Origin of the sequence: Bradyrhizobium diazoefficiens USDA 110 (assembly GCF_000011365.1) — a bacterium.
Lineage (GTDB): Bacteria > Pseudomonadota > Alphaproteobacteria > Rhizobiales > Xanthobacteraceae > Bradyrhizobium > Bradyrhizobium diazoefficiens.
This window is the reverse complement of sequence record NC_004463.1, coordinates 476,329-491,274: the sequence shown is the minus strand read 5'-3', so window position 1 is coordinate 491,274 and position 14,946 is coordinate 476,329. Positions and strand designations below refer to the sequence as shown.

At 65.3% G+C, this 14,946-nt stretch carries 11 protein-coding genes; 8 read left to right on the top strand and 3 right to left on the bottom strand.

From position 1 onward, the window contains the following. The first annotated feature begins 17 nt into the window (after nt 1–17). The 5 genes from BJA_RS02275 (at nt 18) to BJA_RS02255 (ending at nt 7,216) form a co-directional block, all read left to right on the top strand. Nucleotides 18–2,975, top strand: coding sequence for a 2-oxoglutarate dehydrogenase E1 component (locus BJA_RS02275; RefSeq protein ID WP_011083284.1), 2,958 nt, complete (start codon nt 18–20; stop codon nt 2,973–2,975). A 159-nt stretch (nt 2,976–3,134) separates the two neighbouring features. Further along, on the top strand, nt 3,135–4,379 hold the full coding sequence (gene odhB, locus BJA_RS02270) for a 2-oxoglutarate dehydrogenase complex dihydrolipoyllysine-residue succinyltransferase (protein ID WP_011083283.1): 1,245 nt from the start codon (nt 3,135–3,137) through the stop codon (nt 4,377–4,379). 65 nt (nt 4,380–4,444) lie between these two features. Continuing rightward, nucleotides 4,445–5,194: an SDR family oxidoreductase gene (locus BJA_RS02265; RefSeq protein WP_038965061.1), complete on the top strand. Its 750-nt coding sequence runs from the start codon at nt 4,445–4,447 to the stop codon at nt 5,192–5,194. Nucleotides 5,195–5,250: 56 nt separating this feature from the next. Further along, on the top strand, nt 5,251–6,651 hold the full coding sequence (gene lpdA / locus BJA_RS02260; protein WP_011083281.1) for a dihydrolipoyl dehydrogenase: 1,401 nt from the start codon (nt 5,251–5,253) through the stop codon (nt 6,649–6,651). A 34-nt stretch (nt 6,652–6,685) separates the two neighbouring features. Then, on the top strand, nt 6,686–7,216 hold the full coding sequence (locus BJA_RS02255; RefSeq protein ID WP_011083280.1) for a hypothetical protein: 531 nt from the start codon (nt 6,686–6,688) through the stop codon (nt 7,214–7,216). Nucleotides 7,217–7,412: 196 nt separating this feature from the next. Here BJA_RS02255 and BJA_RS02250 read toward each other — a convergent pair whose 3' ends face one another. Both BJA_RS02250 and BJA_RS02245 read right to left on the bottom strand, forming a co-directional pair. After that, nucleotides 7,413–8,003, bottom strand: a complete 591-nt coding sequence (locus tag BJA_RS02250) for a DUF4337 domain-containing protein (RefSeq protein ID WP_011083279.1) — start codon at nt 8,001–8,003, stop codon at nt 7,413–7,415. Between the two features lie 100 nt (nt 8,004–8,103). Further along, nucleotides 8,104–9,069 carry a tyrosine recombinase XerC gene (locus BJA_RS02245; protein ID WP_011083278.1) on the bottom strand — a complete coding sequence of 322 codons (966 nt, stop codon included), beginning with the start codon at nt 9,067–9,069 and terminating at the stop codon, nt 8,104–8,106. A 112-nt stretch (nt 9,070–9,181) separates the two neighbouring features. Between BJA_RS02245 and BJA_RS02240 the strand changes: the two genes are divergently transcribed. Then, the gene (locus tag BJA_RS02240) at nt 9,182–11,392 is read left to right on the top strand and encodes a primosomal protein N' (protein ID WP_011083277.1); all 2,211 of its coding nucleotides are present in this window, start codon (nt 9,182–9,184) and stop codon (nt 11,390–11,392) included. A 232-nt stretch (nt 11,393–11,624) separates the two neighbouring features. Here BJA_RS02240 and BJA_RS02235 read toward each other — a convergent pair whose 3' ends face one another. Then, nucleotides 11,625–12,122 carry a septal ring lytic transglycosylase RlpA family protein gene (locus BJA_RS02235; RefSeq protein ID WP_011083276.1) on the bottom strand — a complete coding sequence of 166 codons (498 nt, stop codon included), beginning with the start codon at nt 12,120–12,122 and terminating at the stop codon, nt 11,625–11,627. 658 nt (nt 12,123–12,780) lie between these two features. Between BJA_RS02235 and BJA_RS02230 the strand changes: the two genes are divergently transcribed. Further along, nucleotides 12,781–13,341, top strand: a complete 561-nt coding sequence (locus BJA_RS02230; RefSeq protein WP_011083275.1) for a F0F1 ATP synthase subunit delta — start codon at nt 12,781–12,783, stop codon at nt 13,339–13,341. Beyond that, entirely contained in the window at nt 13,341–14,870 is a 1,530-nt protein-coding gene (gene atpA / locus BJA_RS02225; RefSeq protein ID WP_011083274.1) for a F0F1 ATP synthase subunit alpha, read from the top strand. Before BJA_RS02230 ends, atpA begins: the two co-directional genes overlap by 1 nt. Nucleotides 14,871–14,946 lie beyond the last annotated feature (76 nt).

Below are 14,946 nucleotides of genomic sequence, written 5' to 3'. Positions count from 1 at the left end.
TCGCCAGGAACTCAAGTATGTCTCGCCAAGACGCGAACGCAGCCTTTGCCCTCTCATCTTTTTTGCAGGGCACCAACGCCACCTACATCGACGAAATCTACGCCCGCTACGAGAAGGACCCGTCCTCGGTCGACGCCGAGTGGCAGGAGTTCTTCAAGAGCCTGAAGGACCAGCCGGACGACGTCCGCAGGAACGCCGAGGGCCCGTCCTGGGAGCGCGCCAACTGGCCGCTGACGCCGCAGGACGACCTGACCTCCGCCCTCGACGGCAATTGGGCCGAGGTCGAGAAGGCGGTCGGCGGCAAGATCGCCGCCAAGGCGCAGGCCAAGGGCGCCGACATCTCCTCCGCCGATCTGCTCCAGGCGACGCGCGACTCGGTCCGCGCCTTGATGCTGATCCGCTCCTACCGCATGCGCGGCCACTTCCACGCCAAGCTCGATCCGCTCGGCATCGAGGCGCCGCGCAACCGCGAAGAGCTCGACCCGCGCACCTACGGCTTCAGCGAGGCCGATTTCGACCGCAAGATCTTCCTCGATCACGTGCTCGGTCTCGAATACGGCACGCTGCGCGAGATCACCGCGATCTGCGAGCGCACCTACTGCCAGACGCTCGGCGTCGAGTTCATGCATATCAGCAATGCCGCGCAGAAGGCCTGGATCCAGGAGCGCATCGAGGGGCCCGATAAGGAAATCTCCTTCACCCGCGAGGGCCGCAGAGCCATCCTGACCAAGCTGGTCGAAGCCGAAGGCTTTGAAAAGTTCTGCGATACCAAGTTTACCGGCACCAAGCGTTTCGGTCTCGACGGTGCTGAATCCCTGATCCCCGCGCTCGAGCAGATCATCAAGCGCGGCGGCAATCTCGGCGTGAAGGAAATCGTGCTGGGCATGCCGCATCGCGGCCGCCTCAACGTGCTGACCCAGGTGATGGGCAAGGCCCACCGCGCGCTGTTCCACGAGTTCAAGGGCGGCTCGGCCAACCCCGACGCGGTCGAAGGCTCCGGCGACGTCAAGTATCACCTCGGCGCCTCCTCGGACCGCGAGTTCGACGGCAACCGCATCCATCTGTCGCTGACCGCCAATCCCTCGCATCTCGAGATCGTCGATCCCGTCGTGCTCGGCAAGGTCCGCGCCAAGCAGGACCAGCATGGCGATCCGCCGGATATGCGCATCTCCGTCATGCCGCTGCTGATGCACGGCGACGCCGCGTTCGCCGGCCAGGGCGTGGTCGCGGAATGCTTCGGTCTGTCGGACCTGAAGGGCTACCGCACCGGCGGCTCCGTGCACTTCATCGTCAACAACCAGATCGGCTTCACCACCTATCCGCGTTACTCGCGCTCCTCGCCCTATCCGTCGGATGTGGCGAAGATGATCGACGCGCCGATCTTCCACGTGAACGGCGACGATCCGGAAGCCGTGGTGTTCGCGGCCAAGGTCGCGACCGAATTCCGGCAGAAGTTCCACAAGCCCGTCGTCATCGACATGTTCTGCTACCGCAGGCATGGCCATAACGAGGGCGACGAGCCGGCGTTCACCCAGCCGGTGATGTACAAGAAGATCGCGGCGCATCCGTCCACGCTCGAGCTCTACGCCCGCCGCCTCATCAGCGAAGGCGTGATGACCGAGGGCGAGGTCGACAAGGCCAAGGCCGACTGGCGCGCGCGGCTCGATGCCGAGTTCGAGGCCGGTACCTCCTACAAGCCGAACAAGGCCGACTGGCTCGACGGCAAGTGGGCGGGCTTCAAGATCGCCGACCAGGAAGAGGACGCCCGCCGCGGCGTCACCGGCGTCGACATCACCGCGCTGAAGGATATCGGCCGCAAGATCACCAAGGTGCCGGATGGTTTCCGCGTCCACCGCACCATCCAGCGCTTCCTGGAGAACCGCTCCAAGGCGATCGACAGCGGCGCCGGCATCGACTGGGCGACCGGCGAAGCGCTGGCGTTCTGCTCGTTGCTCAACGAGAACCATCACGTCCGGCTGTCCGGCCAGGATTCCGAGCGCGGCACCTTCTCGCAGCGCCACTCGGTCCTGATCGACCAGGAAGACGAGAGCCGCTACACGCCGTTCAACCATCTCGGCCACGAGCAGGGCCATTACGAGGTCATCAACTCGCTGCTGTCGGAAGAAGCCGTGCTCGGCTTCGAATATGGCTATTCGCTCGCCGAGCCGAACACGCTGACCCTGTGGGAAGCGCAGTTCGGCGACTTCGCCAACGGCGCGCAGGTCGTGTTCGACCAGTTCATCTCCTCGGGCGAGCGCAAATGGCTGCGCATGTCCGGCCTCGTCTGCCTCTTGCCGCACGGCTATGAAGGGCAGGGACCGGAGCACTCCTCGGCGCGCCTCGAGCGTTACTTGCAGATGTGCGCGGAAGACAACATGCAGGTGGTCTACCCGACCACGCCGGCGAACTACTTCCACGTGCTGCGCCGGCAGCTGCATCGCGAGATCCGTAAACCCCTGATCCTGATGACGCCGAAGTCGCTGCTGCGTCACAAGCGGGCGGTGTCGCGTCTCGAGGAGCTTGCGAAGGGAACGACCTTCCACCGCATCCTGTACGACGACGCCCAGATGCTGCCGACCGATGCCATCAAGCTCGTTCCGGACGAGAAGATCCGCCGCATCGTGCTCTGCTCCGGCAAGGTCTATTACGACCTCTACGAGGAGCGCGAGAAGCGCGGCATCGACGACATCTACCTGATGCGCGTCGAGCAGCTCTATCCGGTGCCGCTGAAGGCGCTGGTGGCCGAGCTGTCGCGCTTCAAGAAGGCCGAAGTGGTGTGGTGCCAGGAAGAGCCCCGCAACATGGGTGCCTGGCACTTCATCGAGCCCTATCTGGAGTGGGTGCTGAACCAGGTGAACGGTGTGAGCCGGCGTCCGCGTTATGTCGGCCGCGCCGCTTCCGCCGCGACCGCCACGGGTCTGATGTCCAAGCATCAGGCTCAGCTGAAGGCGTTCCTGGACGAAGCACTGAGCTGAACTTTTTGAACTGCGTCATGCCCCGCCAAAAGCGGGGCATCCGGCATGCCATGGCGTCCTCGTGAATGCGAACGTCCCGGCTTGCTGGATGGCCTGCTTTTCGCTGGCCGTGACAATTGGAATTCATGACCGCATTGGCGATCCCTTAAGGAAAAGACCATGACTGAAATTCGTGTGCCGACGCTCGGCGAATCCGTCACCGAGGCCACCATCGGCCGCTGGTTCAAGAAGGCCGGCGACCCCGTCGCCGTTGACGAGCCCTTGGTGGAGCTCGAGACCGACAAGGTCACCATCGAAGTCCCGGCGCCCTCCGCCGGCACGCTGAGCGAGATCATCGCCGCTGACGGCGCGACCGTTGCCGTGGGCGCGCTGCTCGGCCAGATCACCGAAGGCGCCGCCGGCGCGGCCAAGCCGGCCGCTGCTCCCGCCAAGCCCGCTGCTGCTCCGGCCGCCGCGGCGGCTGCTGCCGCACCGGCTCCGGCCGCGAAGGCGCCGCCGGCCGATGCCCCGCTCGCCCCCTCCGTGCGCAAGCTCTCGGCCGAGACCGGCATCGACGCTTCGACCGTTCCGGGCTCCGGCAAGGACGGCCGCGTCACCAAGGGCGACATGCTCGCCGCGATCGAGCGTGCGGCCTCCGCGCCGACCCCGGTCAACCAGCCCGCCGCCGCCGTTCAGGTCCGCGCGCTGTCGCCGGCCGATGACGCCGCCCGCGAAGAGCGCGTCAAGATGACCCGGCTGCGCCAGACCATCGCGCGCCGCCTCAAGGACGTGCAGAACACCGCGGCCATGCTCACGACCTTCAACGAGGTCGACATGACCAACGTCATGGCGCTGCGCGCCCACTACAAGGACGCGTTCGAGAAGAAGCACGGCAGCAAGCTCGGCTTCATGGGCTTCTTCACCAAGGCCGTCGTGCAGGCGCTGAAGGACATCCCGGCCGTCAACGCCGAGATCGACGGCACCGACCTGATCTACAAGAACTACTATCACATCGGCGTCGCCGTCGGCACCGACAAGGGCCTCGTCGTGCCCGTGGTGCGTGACTGCGACCACAAGTCGATCGCCGACATCGAGAAGGGCATCGCCGATTTCGGCCGCCGCGCCCGTGACGGCCAGCTCAAGATCGACGAGATGCAGGGCGGCACCTTCACCATCACCAATGGCGGCATCTACGGCTCGCTGATGTCGACCCCGATCCTCAACGCGCCGCAGTCCGGCATCCTCGGCATGCACAAGATCCAGGAGCGGCCGATGGTCGTCGCCGGCAAGATCGAGGTCCGCCCGATGATGTACCTGGCGCTGTCCTACGATCACCGCGTCATCGACGGCAAGGAAGCCGTCACCTTCCTCGTCCGCGTCAAGGAGAGCCTGGAAGATCCGGCGCGCCTGGTGCTCGATCTCTGATCGCTGATGCTCTGCGAGCGCCGTCGCCCTCACGCGACGGCGCGTGTCGAACCATGGAGGCGCGCATGACCGATAAAGTCGTCGTCATCACCGGCGGGAGCCGCGGCATCGGGCGGGCGACCGCGATCGCGGCGGCCGCACGCGGCTTCCGTGTCGTCGTCGGCTACGCCAGCAACAAGCAGGCTGCGGATGAAGTCGTCGCGCAGATCGCGGCCAGCAACGGCAAGGCCATCGCGGTGAAATGCGATGTCGCCGAGGAAAGCGACATCCTCGAGCTGTTCAAGCAGGCGGACAAGTTCGGCACGCTCGGCGCACTCGTCAACAACGGCGGCATCGTCGGCAAGAGCGGCGTGCGCGTCGACGAGATGTCGGCCGAGCGCATCCAGCGCGTGATGGCGGTCAACGTCACCGGCTCCATCCTCTGCGCGCGCGAAGCTGTAAAGCGGATGTCGACAAAGCACGGCGGCAAGGGCGGCGTCATCGTGAACCTGTCGTCGGTCGCAGCCCGGCTCGGCGCACCCAACACCTATGTCGATTACGCCGCATCCAAGGGCGCGGTCGATTCCTTCACCGTCGGGCTCGGCTACGAGGTCGCGGGCGAAGGCATCCGCGTCGCGGCGATCCGGCCCGGCCTGATCGACACCGAAATCCACGCCGCCGGCGGCGAGCCCGACCGCGCCCATCGTCTGGCCCATTTGGTGCCGATGAAGCGCGTCGGCACCGCCGAGGAAATCGCCAACGCCATCGTCTGGCTGATGTCGGACGATGCCTCCTACGTCACCTCAGCCATTCTCGATGTGTCCGGCGGACGCTGACGCGCCGCGCGGACGCTGACGCATCTTTCCACGCTAAACTCACGGGACTTTCTCTCATGGCTACCTACGATCTCGTCGTCATCGGCACCGGACCGGGCGGTTATGTCTGCGCGGTGCGCGCAGCCCAGCTCGGCATGAAAGTCGCCGTGGTCGAAAAGAACGCAACGCTCGGCGGCACCTGCCTCAATGTCGGCTGCATGCCCTCGAAGGCGCTGCTGCACGCTTCCGAAATGTTCGAGGAGGCCGCGCACTCCTTCGCCAAGATGGGCGTGTCGGTCTCCGAGCCGAAGCTCGAGCTTCCGGCGATGATGAACTTCAAGCAGCAGGGCATCGACGGCAACGTCAAGGGCGTCGAGTTCCTGATGAAGAAGAACAAGATTGACGTGCTCAAGGGCACCGGCAAGATTCTTGGCACCGGCAAGGTCGAAGTCTCCGCCGACGGCAAGTCGCAGGTCGTCGAGACCAAGAGCATCGTGATCGCCACCGGCTCGGACATCGCGCGTCTCAAGGGCATCGAGATCGACGAGAAGCGCATCGTTTCGTCCACCGGCGCGCTGTCGCTGGACAAGGTCCCCGGTAAGCTGCTTGTCGTCGGCGCCGGCGTGATCGGCCTCGAGCTCGGCTCGGTGTGGAAGCGGCTCGGCGCCGAAGTCGTCGTCGTCGAATTCCTGGATCGCATCATGCCCGGCATGGACGGCGAGATCGCCAAGCAATTCCAGCGCATCCTCGAGAAGCAGGGCTTTGCATTCAAGCTCGGCGCCAAGGTCACCGCCGTTGATACCTCCGGCAAGACGCTGAAGGCGACGATCGAGCCCGCCGCCGGCGGGGCTGCGGAGACGCTGGAAGCCGACGTCGTGCTCGTCTGCATCGGCCGCGTGCCCTACACCGATGGGCTCGGCCTGAAGGAAGCCGGCGTTGCGCTCGACAATCGCGGCCGCGTGCAGATCGATCCGCATTTCGCCACCAGCCTGAAGGGCGTCTATGCCATCGGCGACGTCGTCGCGGGCCCGATGCTCGCGCACAAGGCCGAGGATGAAGGCGTTGCGGTTGCCGAGATCATCGCAGGCCAGGCCGGCCACGTGAATTACGACGTTATCCCAGGCGTCGTGTATACCACGCCGGAAGTCTCCTCCGTCGGCAAGACCGAGGAGGAACTGAAGCAGGCGGGCGTGGCTTATACCGTCGGGAAGTTTCCCTTTACCGCCAACGGCCGCTCCAAGGTCAACCAGACCACCGATGGCTTTGTGAAGATTCTCGCAGATGCGAAGACCGATCGCGTGCTCGGCGTGCACATTATCGGCCGCGAAGCCGGCGAAATGATCCATGAAGCGTGCGTTCTCATGGAGTTTGGCGGCAGTGCGGAGGATCTCGCGCGCACCTGCCACGCGCATCCGACCCGCTCGGAGGCCATCAAGGAAGCCGCGCTTGCAGTCGGCAAGCGGGCCATCCATATGTAGGCGACGCCCCGAGCCGAATCGGGCGGGACAACACATGCTGCGCCGCCTTCTCCAACCGGTCTGGGTCCTGCTTGCGATCATTTTCCTGATCGAAGCCTGGCTGTGGGACCATCTCGAACCGATCGTCGCGCGGGTTGTCGCAGCTATCCCGCTCGCGCGTTTCAAGCAATGGCTGACGGAGCGTGTCGACGCGCTGTCGCCGGCCATGACGCTCATCGTGTTCGCGGTCCCCATCATCCCGCTGTTTCCGCTCAAGCTCGTCGGCCTGTGGCTGCTCACGCATGAATATTGGACCAGCGCCGTCTTCACGATCCTGTTCGCAAAGCTCGTCGGCGTCGGCGTCACCGCCTTCGTGTTCGACGTCACGCGCGACAAGCTTTTGGAGATGCACTGGTTCGAGCGGATCTACGATCTCGTGATGAAGGTGCGTGCCAAGGCGCACCTGCTGGTCGACCCGATCAAGCAGCGCATCCGCGAGCTGATCACCGGCAACGGCGAAGGCTGGTCCGCCCGCACGCTCCGCCTGATCCAGCGCTTCCGCAAGAGCGTGCACCAGGCGCGGTGATTGCGCTTTCAGTTGTCGGGCCAGGGCTCGCGCCAATTCTCAGGTGTCGTCCCGGCGAAGGCCGGGACCCATAACCCCAGGGAGTAGTTTGGCGAAGATTCGTCGTTCGGTACTCCCACCGCGAGTAATCGATAGATCACGCGGTATGGGTCCCGGCGTTCGCCGGGACGACGGCGGAGTAAGCCGCCTCACCCCCTCAATGCAAATGCAGCAGATGCGGCCACCACAGGCCGAGCGCGGTCATGAGCAGGCCGGCGAGCGTCAGGAGGCCGCCGACATAGGCGAGGGCGAAGATGCCGGTGATGATGGTGGCGGAGGCCAGCACGATGCCGATCTGGAAGGCGGCGGATGCCAGCTCGAAGTGATGGTATTTCGCGGTCGCCTCGTCGCGCTCGTGCTCGGCATGCTTGGCCTTCTCGGCGAGCTGCTCGGTGCCTTCGCCGGTCTCGGGCTCGGAGCGATAACGCTGCGCGGTCTTGGTCCAGTCGTCGACCTGCTTCTGCACCGCCGCCTTCATGGCGTCGTCGGTCGCGCCGACGACCGTGAGCTTGCCCTGCTCGGCCGCGGTCAGCACCACGGTGCGGCGGATGCTCTTGGCCTGGAAGAACGCCCAGAGATTGGCGGCCTCGACGTTCTTGCTGATCGATTCGGTCTGGGCGCCCTTGCCGAGCGTCTCCGAGATCGCCAGGAACAGGGCCAGCACGGCGATCAGAAGGGCGATCTTCTTGTTCGAGCCGGACGCGTGTTCGGCGTGCTCGGCATGCTCCATGCTTTCATGTGCGCTCATAAATCCCTCCTGCCTGGATGCCCCACGATTGACCGAACCGCGGGCGCCGCGCAAGAGGCATGCGCGCCAAGAGCTTGCTATGACAGCTTGATGTCAGAATTCACCGCCGCGGATGCGCGCTGGCATAGACTTCCAGCAGCCGCTCGGAATCGATGCCGGTGTAGATCTGCGTGGTCGAGAGCGAGGAATGGCCGAGCAGTTCCTGGATCGCGCGCAGGTCGCCGCCGCGCGACAGAAGATGCGTGGCGAAGGAATGGCGCAGCGCGTGCGGCGTCGCGCTGTCGGGCAGGCCGAGCGCGCCGCGCAGCCGCTCCATCGCGAGCTGGATGATGCGCGGGCTCAAGGGACCGCCGCGCGCGCCGACGAAGATCGGCCCTTCCGCCGGCAGCGGATAGGGGCACATCGAAACATATTCCTGCACCAGCGCCAGCACGTTCTGCAGCACCGGCACCATGCGGGTCTTGTTGCCTTTGCCTGTGACGACGAGCACGTCGCCTTCGCCCGGCTTCGGCACCTCGCGGCGCTTCAGTCCGAGCGCTTCGGAGATGCGCAGGCCGGAACCATACAGCAGCGCCATCACCGCCGCATCGCGCGCCAGAATCCAGGTCTCGCGTTCCTCGCCGGCGCGCTCGTCGGCGTCCGCAAGACGTTTGGCCGACGCCATCGGCAGCGGCTTCGGCAGGCTCTTTGCGACTTTCGGCGCGCGGATCGCGGAGAGCGCGCCGACCTTGCCCTTGCCCTCGCGTTCGAGGAAGCGGCCGAACGAGCGCAGGCCCGCCAGCGCGCGCATCAGCGAGCGACCGGCAATGTCGTCGGCCCGGCGCATCGCCATGAAGGCGCGCACGTCGGTGGCCTCCAGCGCGGCGAAGCGCTTGAGCGTGACGCGTTCGCCCCAGTGATTGCAGAGGAAATCCAGGCACTGCCGCAAGTCGCGGCCATAGGCCTCCAGCGTCTTCGGCGACAGCCGCCGCTCGGCGCCGAGATGCGACAGCCAGCGCGTCATCTCCTGCGCGATCGAGGGATCGGCGCTGGCGAGCTCGATTTGTGGGGCGGCCGCTTTGCTCATGCGCTCTGGACGTGGTGATTCCGCACAGTATATCGCATCACACTCGTTTATCGTTCGCTAAGGCCGCCTCACGGCGCTAGCCTTGAGGCCCCCGGGTTCCGATTCTCAGTTCATGGACCACACCTCCCGCAGCAGCACCGCCTCCGCCAACGCGACCCGCATGGTCGACGTGCTGGTGCCGGTCGCGCTCGACCAGACCTATTCCTACAAGGTGCCGCGCGGGATGGAGCTGAAGGCGGGCGATCTCGTCGGCGTGCCACTTGGGCCCCGCGAGGTGCTCGCCGTGGTCTGGGCGGAAAACGCCAATCCCGATCCGCGCCTGCACAACCGCCTCAAGGAGGTCAGCGAGAAGCTCGACCTCCAGCCGCTGAAGCCCGAGTTGCGTTCGGTCGTCGACTGGGTCGCCAATTACACGCTGAGCCCGCGCGGCATGGTGCTGCGCATGTGCCTGCGGATGGGCGAGAATCTCGGCCCCGAGCGGGTGCGCCCCGGCGTGCGCCTGATCGGCGATCCCCCCAGGCGGCTGACGCCGGCGCGGCAACGCGTGATCGCGGTGCTGTCGGACCGGCTGCTGCACGGCAAGTCCGAAGCGGCCAAGGAGGCGGGCGTCTCGGCCGGCGTGATCGACGGCCTGGTGGACGAAGGCACGCTCACGGTCGAGCCGATGCCGCCGCCGCCACCGCCGCCGGCCCCCGATCCGGATTTCGGCCGGCCGGATTTCACACCGCTCCAGCGCACCGCGGTCGATACGATGCGCGCGCTCGCGGCCAACGGCACCTTCCACGTCGCGCTGCTCGACGGCGTCACCGGCTCGGGCAAGACCGAGGTCTATTTCGAGGCGGTGGCGGAGGCGATCCGCCGCGGCAGGCAGTCGCTGATCCTGATGCCGGAGATCGCGCTCACCGGCCAGTTCCTCGACCGCTTCGCGCAGCGTTTTGGCGTGCGGCCGATCGAATGGCACTCCGAGCTCACCCCGCGCACCCGCGCGCGCAACTGGGCGGCGATCTCCGAAGGCAGCGCGCCGGTCGTGGTCGGCGCGCGCTCGGCGCTGTTTCTGCCCTACGCCAATCTCGGCCTCATCGTCGTCGACGAAGAGCACGACCAGGCCTACAAGCAGGACGAGGGCGTGCATTACCATGCCCGCGACATGGCGGTGGTGCGCGCGCATATCGCAAAAATTCCGATCGTGCTGGCCTCCGCGACGCCGTCGGTCGAATCCGAGGTCAATGCGCGCAAGAATCGCTATCAGCGCATCGCGCTGCCCTCGCGCTTCGGCGGCCAGCACATGCCGCATATCGAGGCGATCGACATGCGCCGCGAGCCGCCGGCGCGCGGCCGCTTCATCTCGCCGCGCCTGGCGGGCGAGATCAGGACCGCGATCGAGCGGCGCGAGCAGGCGCTATTGTTCCTCAATCGCCGCGGCTATGCGCCGCTGACGCTGTGCCGCGCCTGCGGCCACCGCTTCGCCTGCACCATCTGCGATGCCTGGCTGGTCGATCATCGCTTCCGCCAGCGCCTCGTCTGTCACCATTGCGGCTTCTCGATGCCGCGCCCGCATGTCTGTCCGAACTGTTCGGCGGAGGAATCGCTGGTCGCGGTCGGCCCCGGCGTCGAGCGCCTGCAGGAAGAAGCGGCCGCGCTGTTCCCGGAGGCGCGCACCATGGTGCTGTCGAGCGATCTCATCACCTCGATCGAGACCATGCGCTCCGAGCTTGCCGAGATCGCGGAGGGCCGCGTCGACATCATCATCGGCACGCAGCTCGTCGCCAAGGGCCACAATTTCCCGCGGCTCAATCTGGTCGGCGTCGTGGATGCGGATCTCGGCCTTTCCAATGGCGATCCGCGCGCGGCGGAACGCACCTGGCAGTTGCTCAACCAGGTGATCGGCCGCGCCGGACGCGAGCAGGGCCGCGGCGTCGGCTATCTCCAGACCCACCAGCCCGATCATCCCGTGATGAAGGCGCTGATCGCCTGCGACCGCGAAGCCTTCTACGACAGCGAGATCGATCTTCGCGAGCGCACGCTGTATCCGCCGTTCGGCCGGCTCGCCAGCCTGATCATCTCGGCCGGCGACCGCCCGAGCGCGGAAGGCTTTGGCCGCCGCCTCGTTGCGCTCGCGCCGCGCGACGAGCGCGTGGTGGTGCTGGGCCCGGCGGAAGCGCCGCTCGCCGTCATCAAGGGCCGCTACCGCTTCCGCATCCTGGTGAAATCGGCGCGCGGTTTCGACCTGTCGGACTATTTGCGCAACTGGCTCGCTGTGTGTCCGAAACCGAAGGGCAATCAGAAGCTGGAGGTGGACGTCGATCCGCAGAGCTTTTTGTAAGGCTGCCGTCGCCGCCACATTCTCCGCTGTCATTCCGGGGCGCGACGAAGTCGCGAGCCCGGAATCCATTTCACCGCGGGCCCTGCCGCCCGATGGATTCCGGGCTCGATGCTGCGCATCGCCCCGGAATGACGACAACAAAAAGCCCGCCGTCCCCCAAGACGGCGGGCTTGTTTCATGCGCGCATCAAACTGATGGAAAGTGCGCGGGCAATGTGAGGCGCCGTGGCGCCTTAGGAGATGACTTCCGCGGTGACGCGGCCGACGCCGGCGCCGGTGAGGCCGATGGCGCGGGCAGCGCCCGTGGAGAGGTCGAGCACACGGCCGCGAATGAACGGGCCACGGTCATTGATGGTGACGATCACGCTCGAGCCGCCGTGGGTGACGCGCAGCTTGGTGCCGAACGGCAGCGAACGGTGTGCCGCGGTCATGGCGTTCTGGTTGAAGCGCTGGCCCGAGGCGGTCCTGCTGCCGGACTCGTTGCCGTAATAGGAGGCCATGCCGGAGAAGCTGTGCCCGGTGCCCGAGGACGGCGTCATCGCCGCATTGGCATTGCGCCAATCAGAGCCTGCATTGGCGTCGGTCTGGGCGTGGTGGCGATGATGGTGCCGGTGATGCCTGGATTTGGCGGAAGCTTCGGTGGCGGTTCCACCGATGAAGAGGGTTGCGGCTATGAAAGCGATCGCCGTGCGCGGCCGGGTCACAGTGCCCAGCGTCTTGAAAGACAGCATTTAGTGGTCCCTAAGCTAGTATTGCCACATATGTGGCCAGTGGAGCCCTCATCAGTTTGTGAGCGGTTTGGCGTTTCGTTGCGCAATGCGGCATGAATTGGGCAGTAATTCCATTCTGTTTCGTCGTGAAATATCTTGTGACCTGCCGGTATATTCATCCGACATTCCGTAATCTTTAACTTTAACGATTCATTAACTTAACTATTACTTATGAATACTGTAGAGTGAAGTCATCGCTCTCAGCATTTAGAATTGGGTAAGTATTCAGCGGGCGGCGCGACCGGGGCCGAATTCACGCCTCAGCGATCCGTGTTCATGGCCGCTATGCGCTGAGAGCAGGAACCAACGGCGCCGCACCGCCGCAAGGCTCGCGGCAATTCCGTGGCGTGGCAGGTCATCGTCGAGGTCGCCGACCCCTCGTCATTGAAGCGCCGTCGAGTGCGACGAACTGGCGACAGAACCTCGTGCCTTTAATTTGGCGTCATGTTGCACGTGCGCGCCTGCTATGTTAGCAAAGCCGCGATTTTAACGAGCCCGGCACTTCCCGTGCTGGTCGAAAATCGAAGTCCCGCTTGAATTCCAAGGGCTTGGATCGCTAGGCGCCGCTTCGTGGCGACGGTTTTTCCCTTGCGAATTTGACAGCAAAAAGAGCGCGTCTGTGGCTGCAGAAGATACGTCCGTTTCCGGTGTGTCCGGCCGTTATGCAACGGCCTTGTTTGAACTGGCCCGCGACCAGAAAGCGGTCGACGAGGTCAAGGCCGACCTCGACAGGTTCGAGGCCTTGCTCGGCGAGAGCGCCGATCTGAAGCGCCTCGTCCGCAGCCCGGTGTTCGCGGCCGATGCCCAGTCCAGGGCCCTCACGGCCGTGCTGGACAAGGTCGGCATCGCCGGCATCTCTGCCAATTTCCTGAAAGTGCTGACCGCCAACCGCCGCCTGTTCGTGGTGGCTGACGTCATCCGCGCCTACCGCGCCCTCGTCGCCAAGTTCAAGGGCGAGGCGACCGCTGATGTCACCGTGGCGGAGGCGCTCTCGGACAAGAATCTCGACGCCCTCAAGGTTGCCCTGAAGTCGGTGACCGGCAAGGACGTCGCGCTGAACGTGAAAGTCGATCCCTCGATCATCGGTGGCCTCGTCGTCAAGCTGGGCAGCCGCATGGTGGATGGTTCGCTTCGCACCAAACTCAATTCGATCAAGCACGCGATGAAAGAGGCAGGCTGATGGACATCCGCGCCGCGGAAATTTCCGCGATCCTCAAGGACCAGATCAAGAATTTCGGCCAGGAAGCTGAAGTCTCCGAAGTCGGACAGGTGCTGTCCGTCGGCGACGGTATCGCCCGCGTCTACGGTCTGGACAACGTCCAGGCCGGTGAGATGGTCGAGTTCGAGAACGGCACCCGCGGCATGGCGCTGAACCTCGAAACCGACAACGTCGGCGTCGTTATTTTCGGTGCCGACCGCGAGATCAAGGAAGGTCAGACCGTCAAGCGCACCCGCGCCATCGTGGACGCGCCGGTCGGCAAGGGCCTGCTCGGCCGCGTCGTCGACGCGCTCGGCAACCCGATCGACGGCAAGGGCCCGATCCAGGCCGACAAGCGTATGCGCGTCGACGTCAAGGCGCCCGGCATCATTCCGCGCAAGTCGGTGAGCGAGCCGATGGCGACCGGCCTCAAGGCGATCGACGCCCTGATCCCGATCGGCCGCGGCCAGCGCGAGCTGATCATCGGCGACCGTCAGACCGGCAAGACCGCGATCGCGCTCGACACCATCCTGAACCAGAAGCCGCTCAACGCGCAGCCCGACGAGAACATCAAGCTGTACTGCGTCTACGTCGCAGTCGGCCAGAAGCGTTCGACCGTCGCCCAGTTCGTGAAGGTGCTGGAAGAGCAGGGCGCGCTCGAATACTCGATCATCGTCGCCGCCACCGCCTCGGATCCGGCGCCGATGCAGTACATTGCCCCCTTTACTGCCTGCACCATGGGCGAATTCTTCCGCGATAACGGCATGCACGCCGTCATCATCTATGACGATCTGTCCAAGCAGGCCGTCGCTTACCGCCAGATGTCGCTGCTGCTGCGCCGTCCGCCGGGCCGCGAAGCCTATCCGGGCGACGTGTTCTATCTGCACTCCCGCCTGCTCGAGCGCGCGGCGAAGCTCAGCAAGGATCATGGCTCGGGCTCGCTGACTGCGCTGCCTATTATCGAAACCCAGGCCAACGACGTGTCGGCCTACATCCCGACCAACGTCATCTCGATCACCGACGGCCAGATCTTCCTGGAAACCGACCTGTTCTTCCAGGGAATCCGTCCCGCGGTGAACGTCGGTCTGTCGGTGTCGCGCGTCGGTTCGTCCGCGCAGACCAAGGCCACCAAGAAGGTCGCCGGCAAGATCAAGGGCGAGCTCGCGCAGTATCGCGAAATGGCGGCGTTCGCGCAGTTCGGCTCCGACCTCGACGCCTCGACCCAGCGCCTGCTCAACCGCGGTTCGCGCCTGACCGAGCTCCTGAAGCAGCCGCAGTTCTCGCCGCTGAAGATGGAAGAGCAGGTCTGCGTGATCTGGGCTGGCACCAACGGCTATCTCGATCCGCTCCCCGTTAACAAGGTGCGCGCGTTCGAGGACGGTCTGCTCTCGCTGCTGCGCGGCAAGAACGTCGAGATCCTCAATTCGATCCGCGACAGCCGCGACCTCTCCGACGACACCGCTGCCAAGCTGAAGTCGGTGGTCGAAGGTTTTGCGAAGAGCTTCGCGTAAGAACCGTCACGGCCGGGCCAAAAGCGCGAAGCGCGTCTTCGCATTTGATGTCCCGGCCATCCACGCCTTACCGCGT

What these genes read in the sequence shown, in the direction of transcription:
- BJA_RS02255 (WP_011083280.1), top strand. Translation starts at nt 6,686, where the DNA reads ATGCTGCGCCGCCTTCTCCAACCGGTCTGGGTCCTGCTTGCGATCATT.
- BJA_RS02245 (WP_011083278.1), bottom strand. Translation starts at nt 9,069, where the DNA reads ATGAGCAAAGCGGCCGCCCCACAAATCGAGCTCGCCAGCGCCGATCCC.
- BJA_RS02250 (WP_011083279.1), bottom strand. Translation starts at nt 8,003, where the DNA reads ATGAGCGCACATGAAAGCATGGAGCATGCCGAGCACGCCGAACACGCG.
- BJA_RS02275 (WP_011083284.1), top strand. Translation starts at nt 18, where the DNA reads ATGTCTCGCCAAGACGCGAACGCAGCCTTTGCCCTCTCATCTTTTTTG.
- odhB (WP_011083283.1), top strand. Translation starts at nt 3,135, where the DNA reads ATGACTGAAATTCGTGTGCCGACGCTCGGCGAATCCGTCACCGAGGCC.
- BJA_RS02240 (WP_011083277.1), top strand. Translation starts at nt 9,182, where the DNA reads ATGGACCACACCTCCCGCAGCAGCACCGCCTCCGCCAACGCGACCCGC.
- BJA_RS02265 (WP_038965061.1), top strand. Translation starts at nt 4,445, where the DNA reads ATGACCGATAAAGTCGTCGTCATCACCGGCGGGAGCCGCGGCATCGGG.
- BJA_RS02235 (WP_011083276.1), bottom strand. Translation starts at nt 12,122, where the DNA reads ATGCTGTCTTTCAAGACGCTGGGCACTGTGACCCGGCCGCGCACGGCG.
- atpA (WP_011083274.1), top strand. Translation starts at nt 13,341, where the DNA reads ATGGACATCCGCGCCGCGGAAATTTCCGCGATCCTCAAGGACCAGATC.
- lpdA (WP_011083281.1), top strand. Translation starts at nt 5,251, where the DNA reads ATGGCTACCTACGATCTCGTCGTCATCGGCACCGGACCGGGCGGTTAT.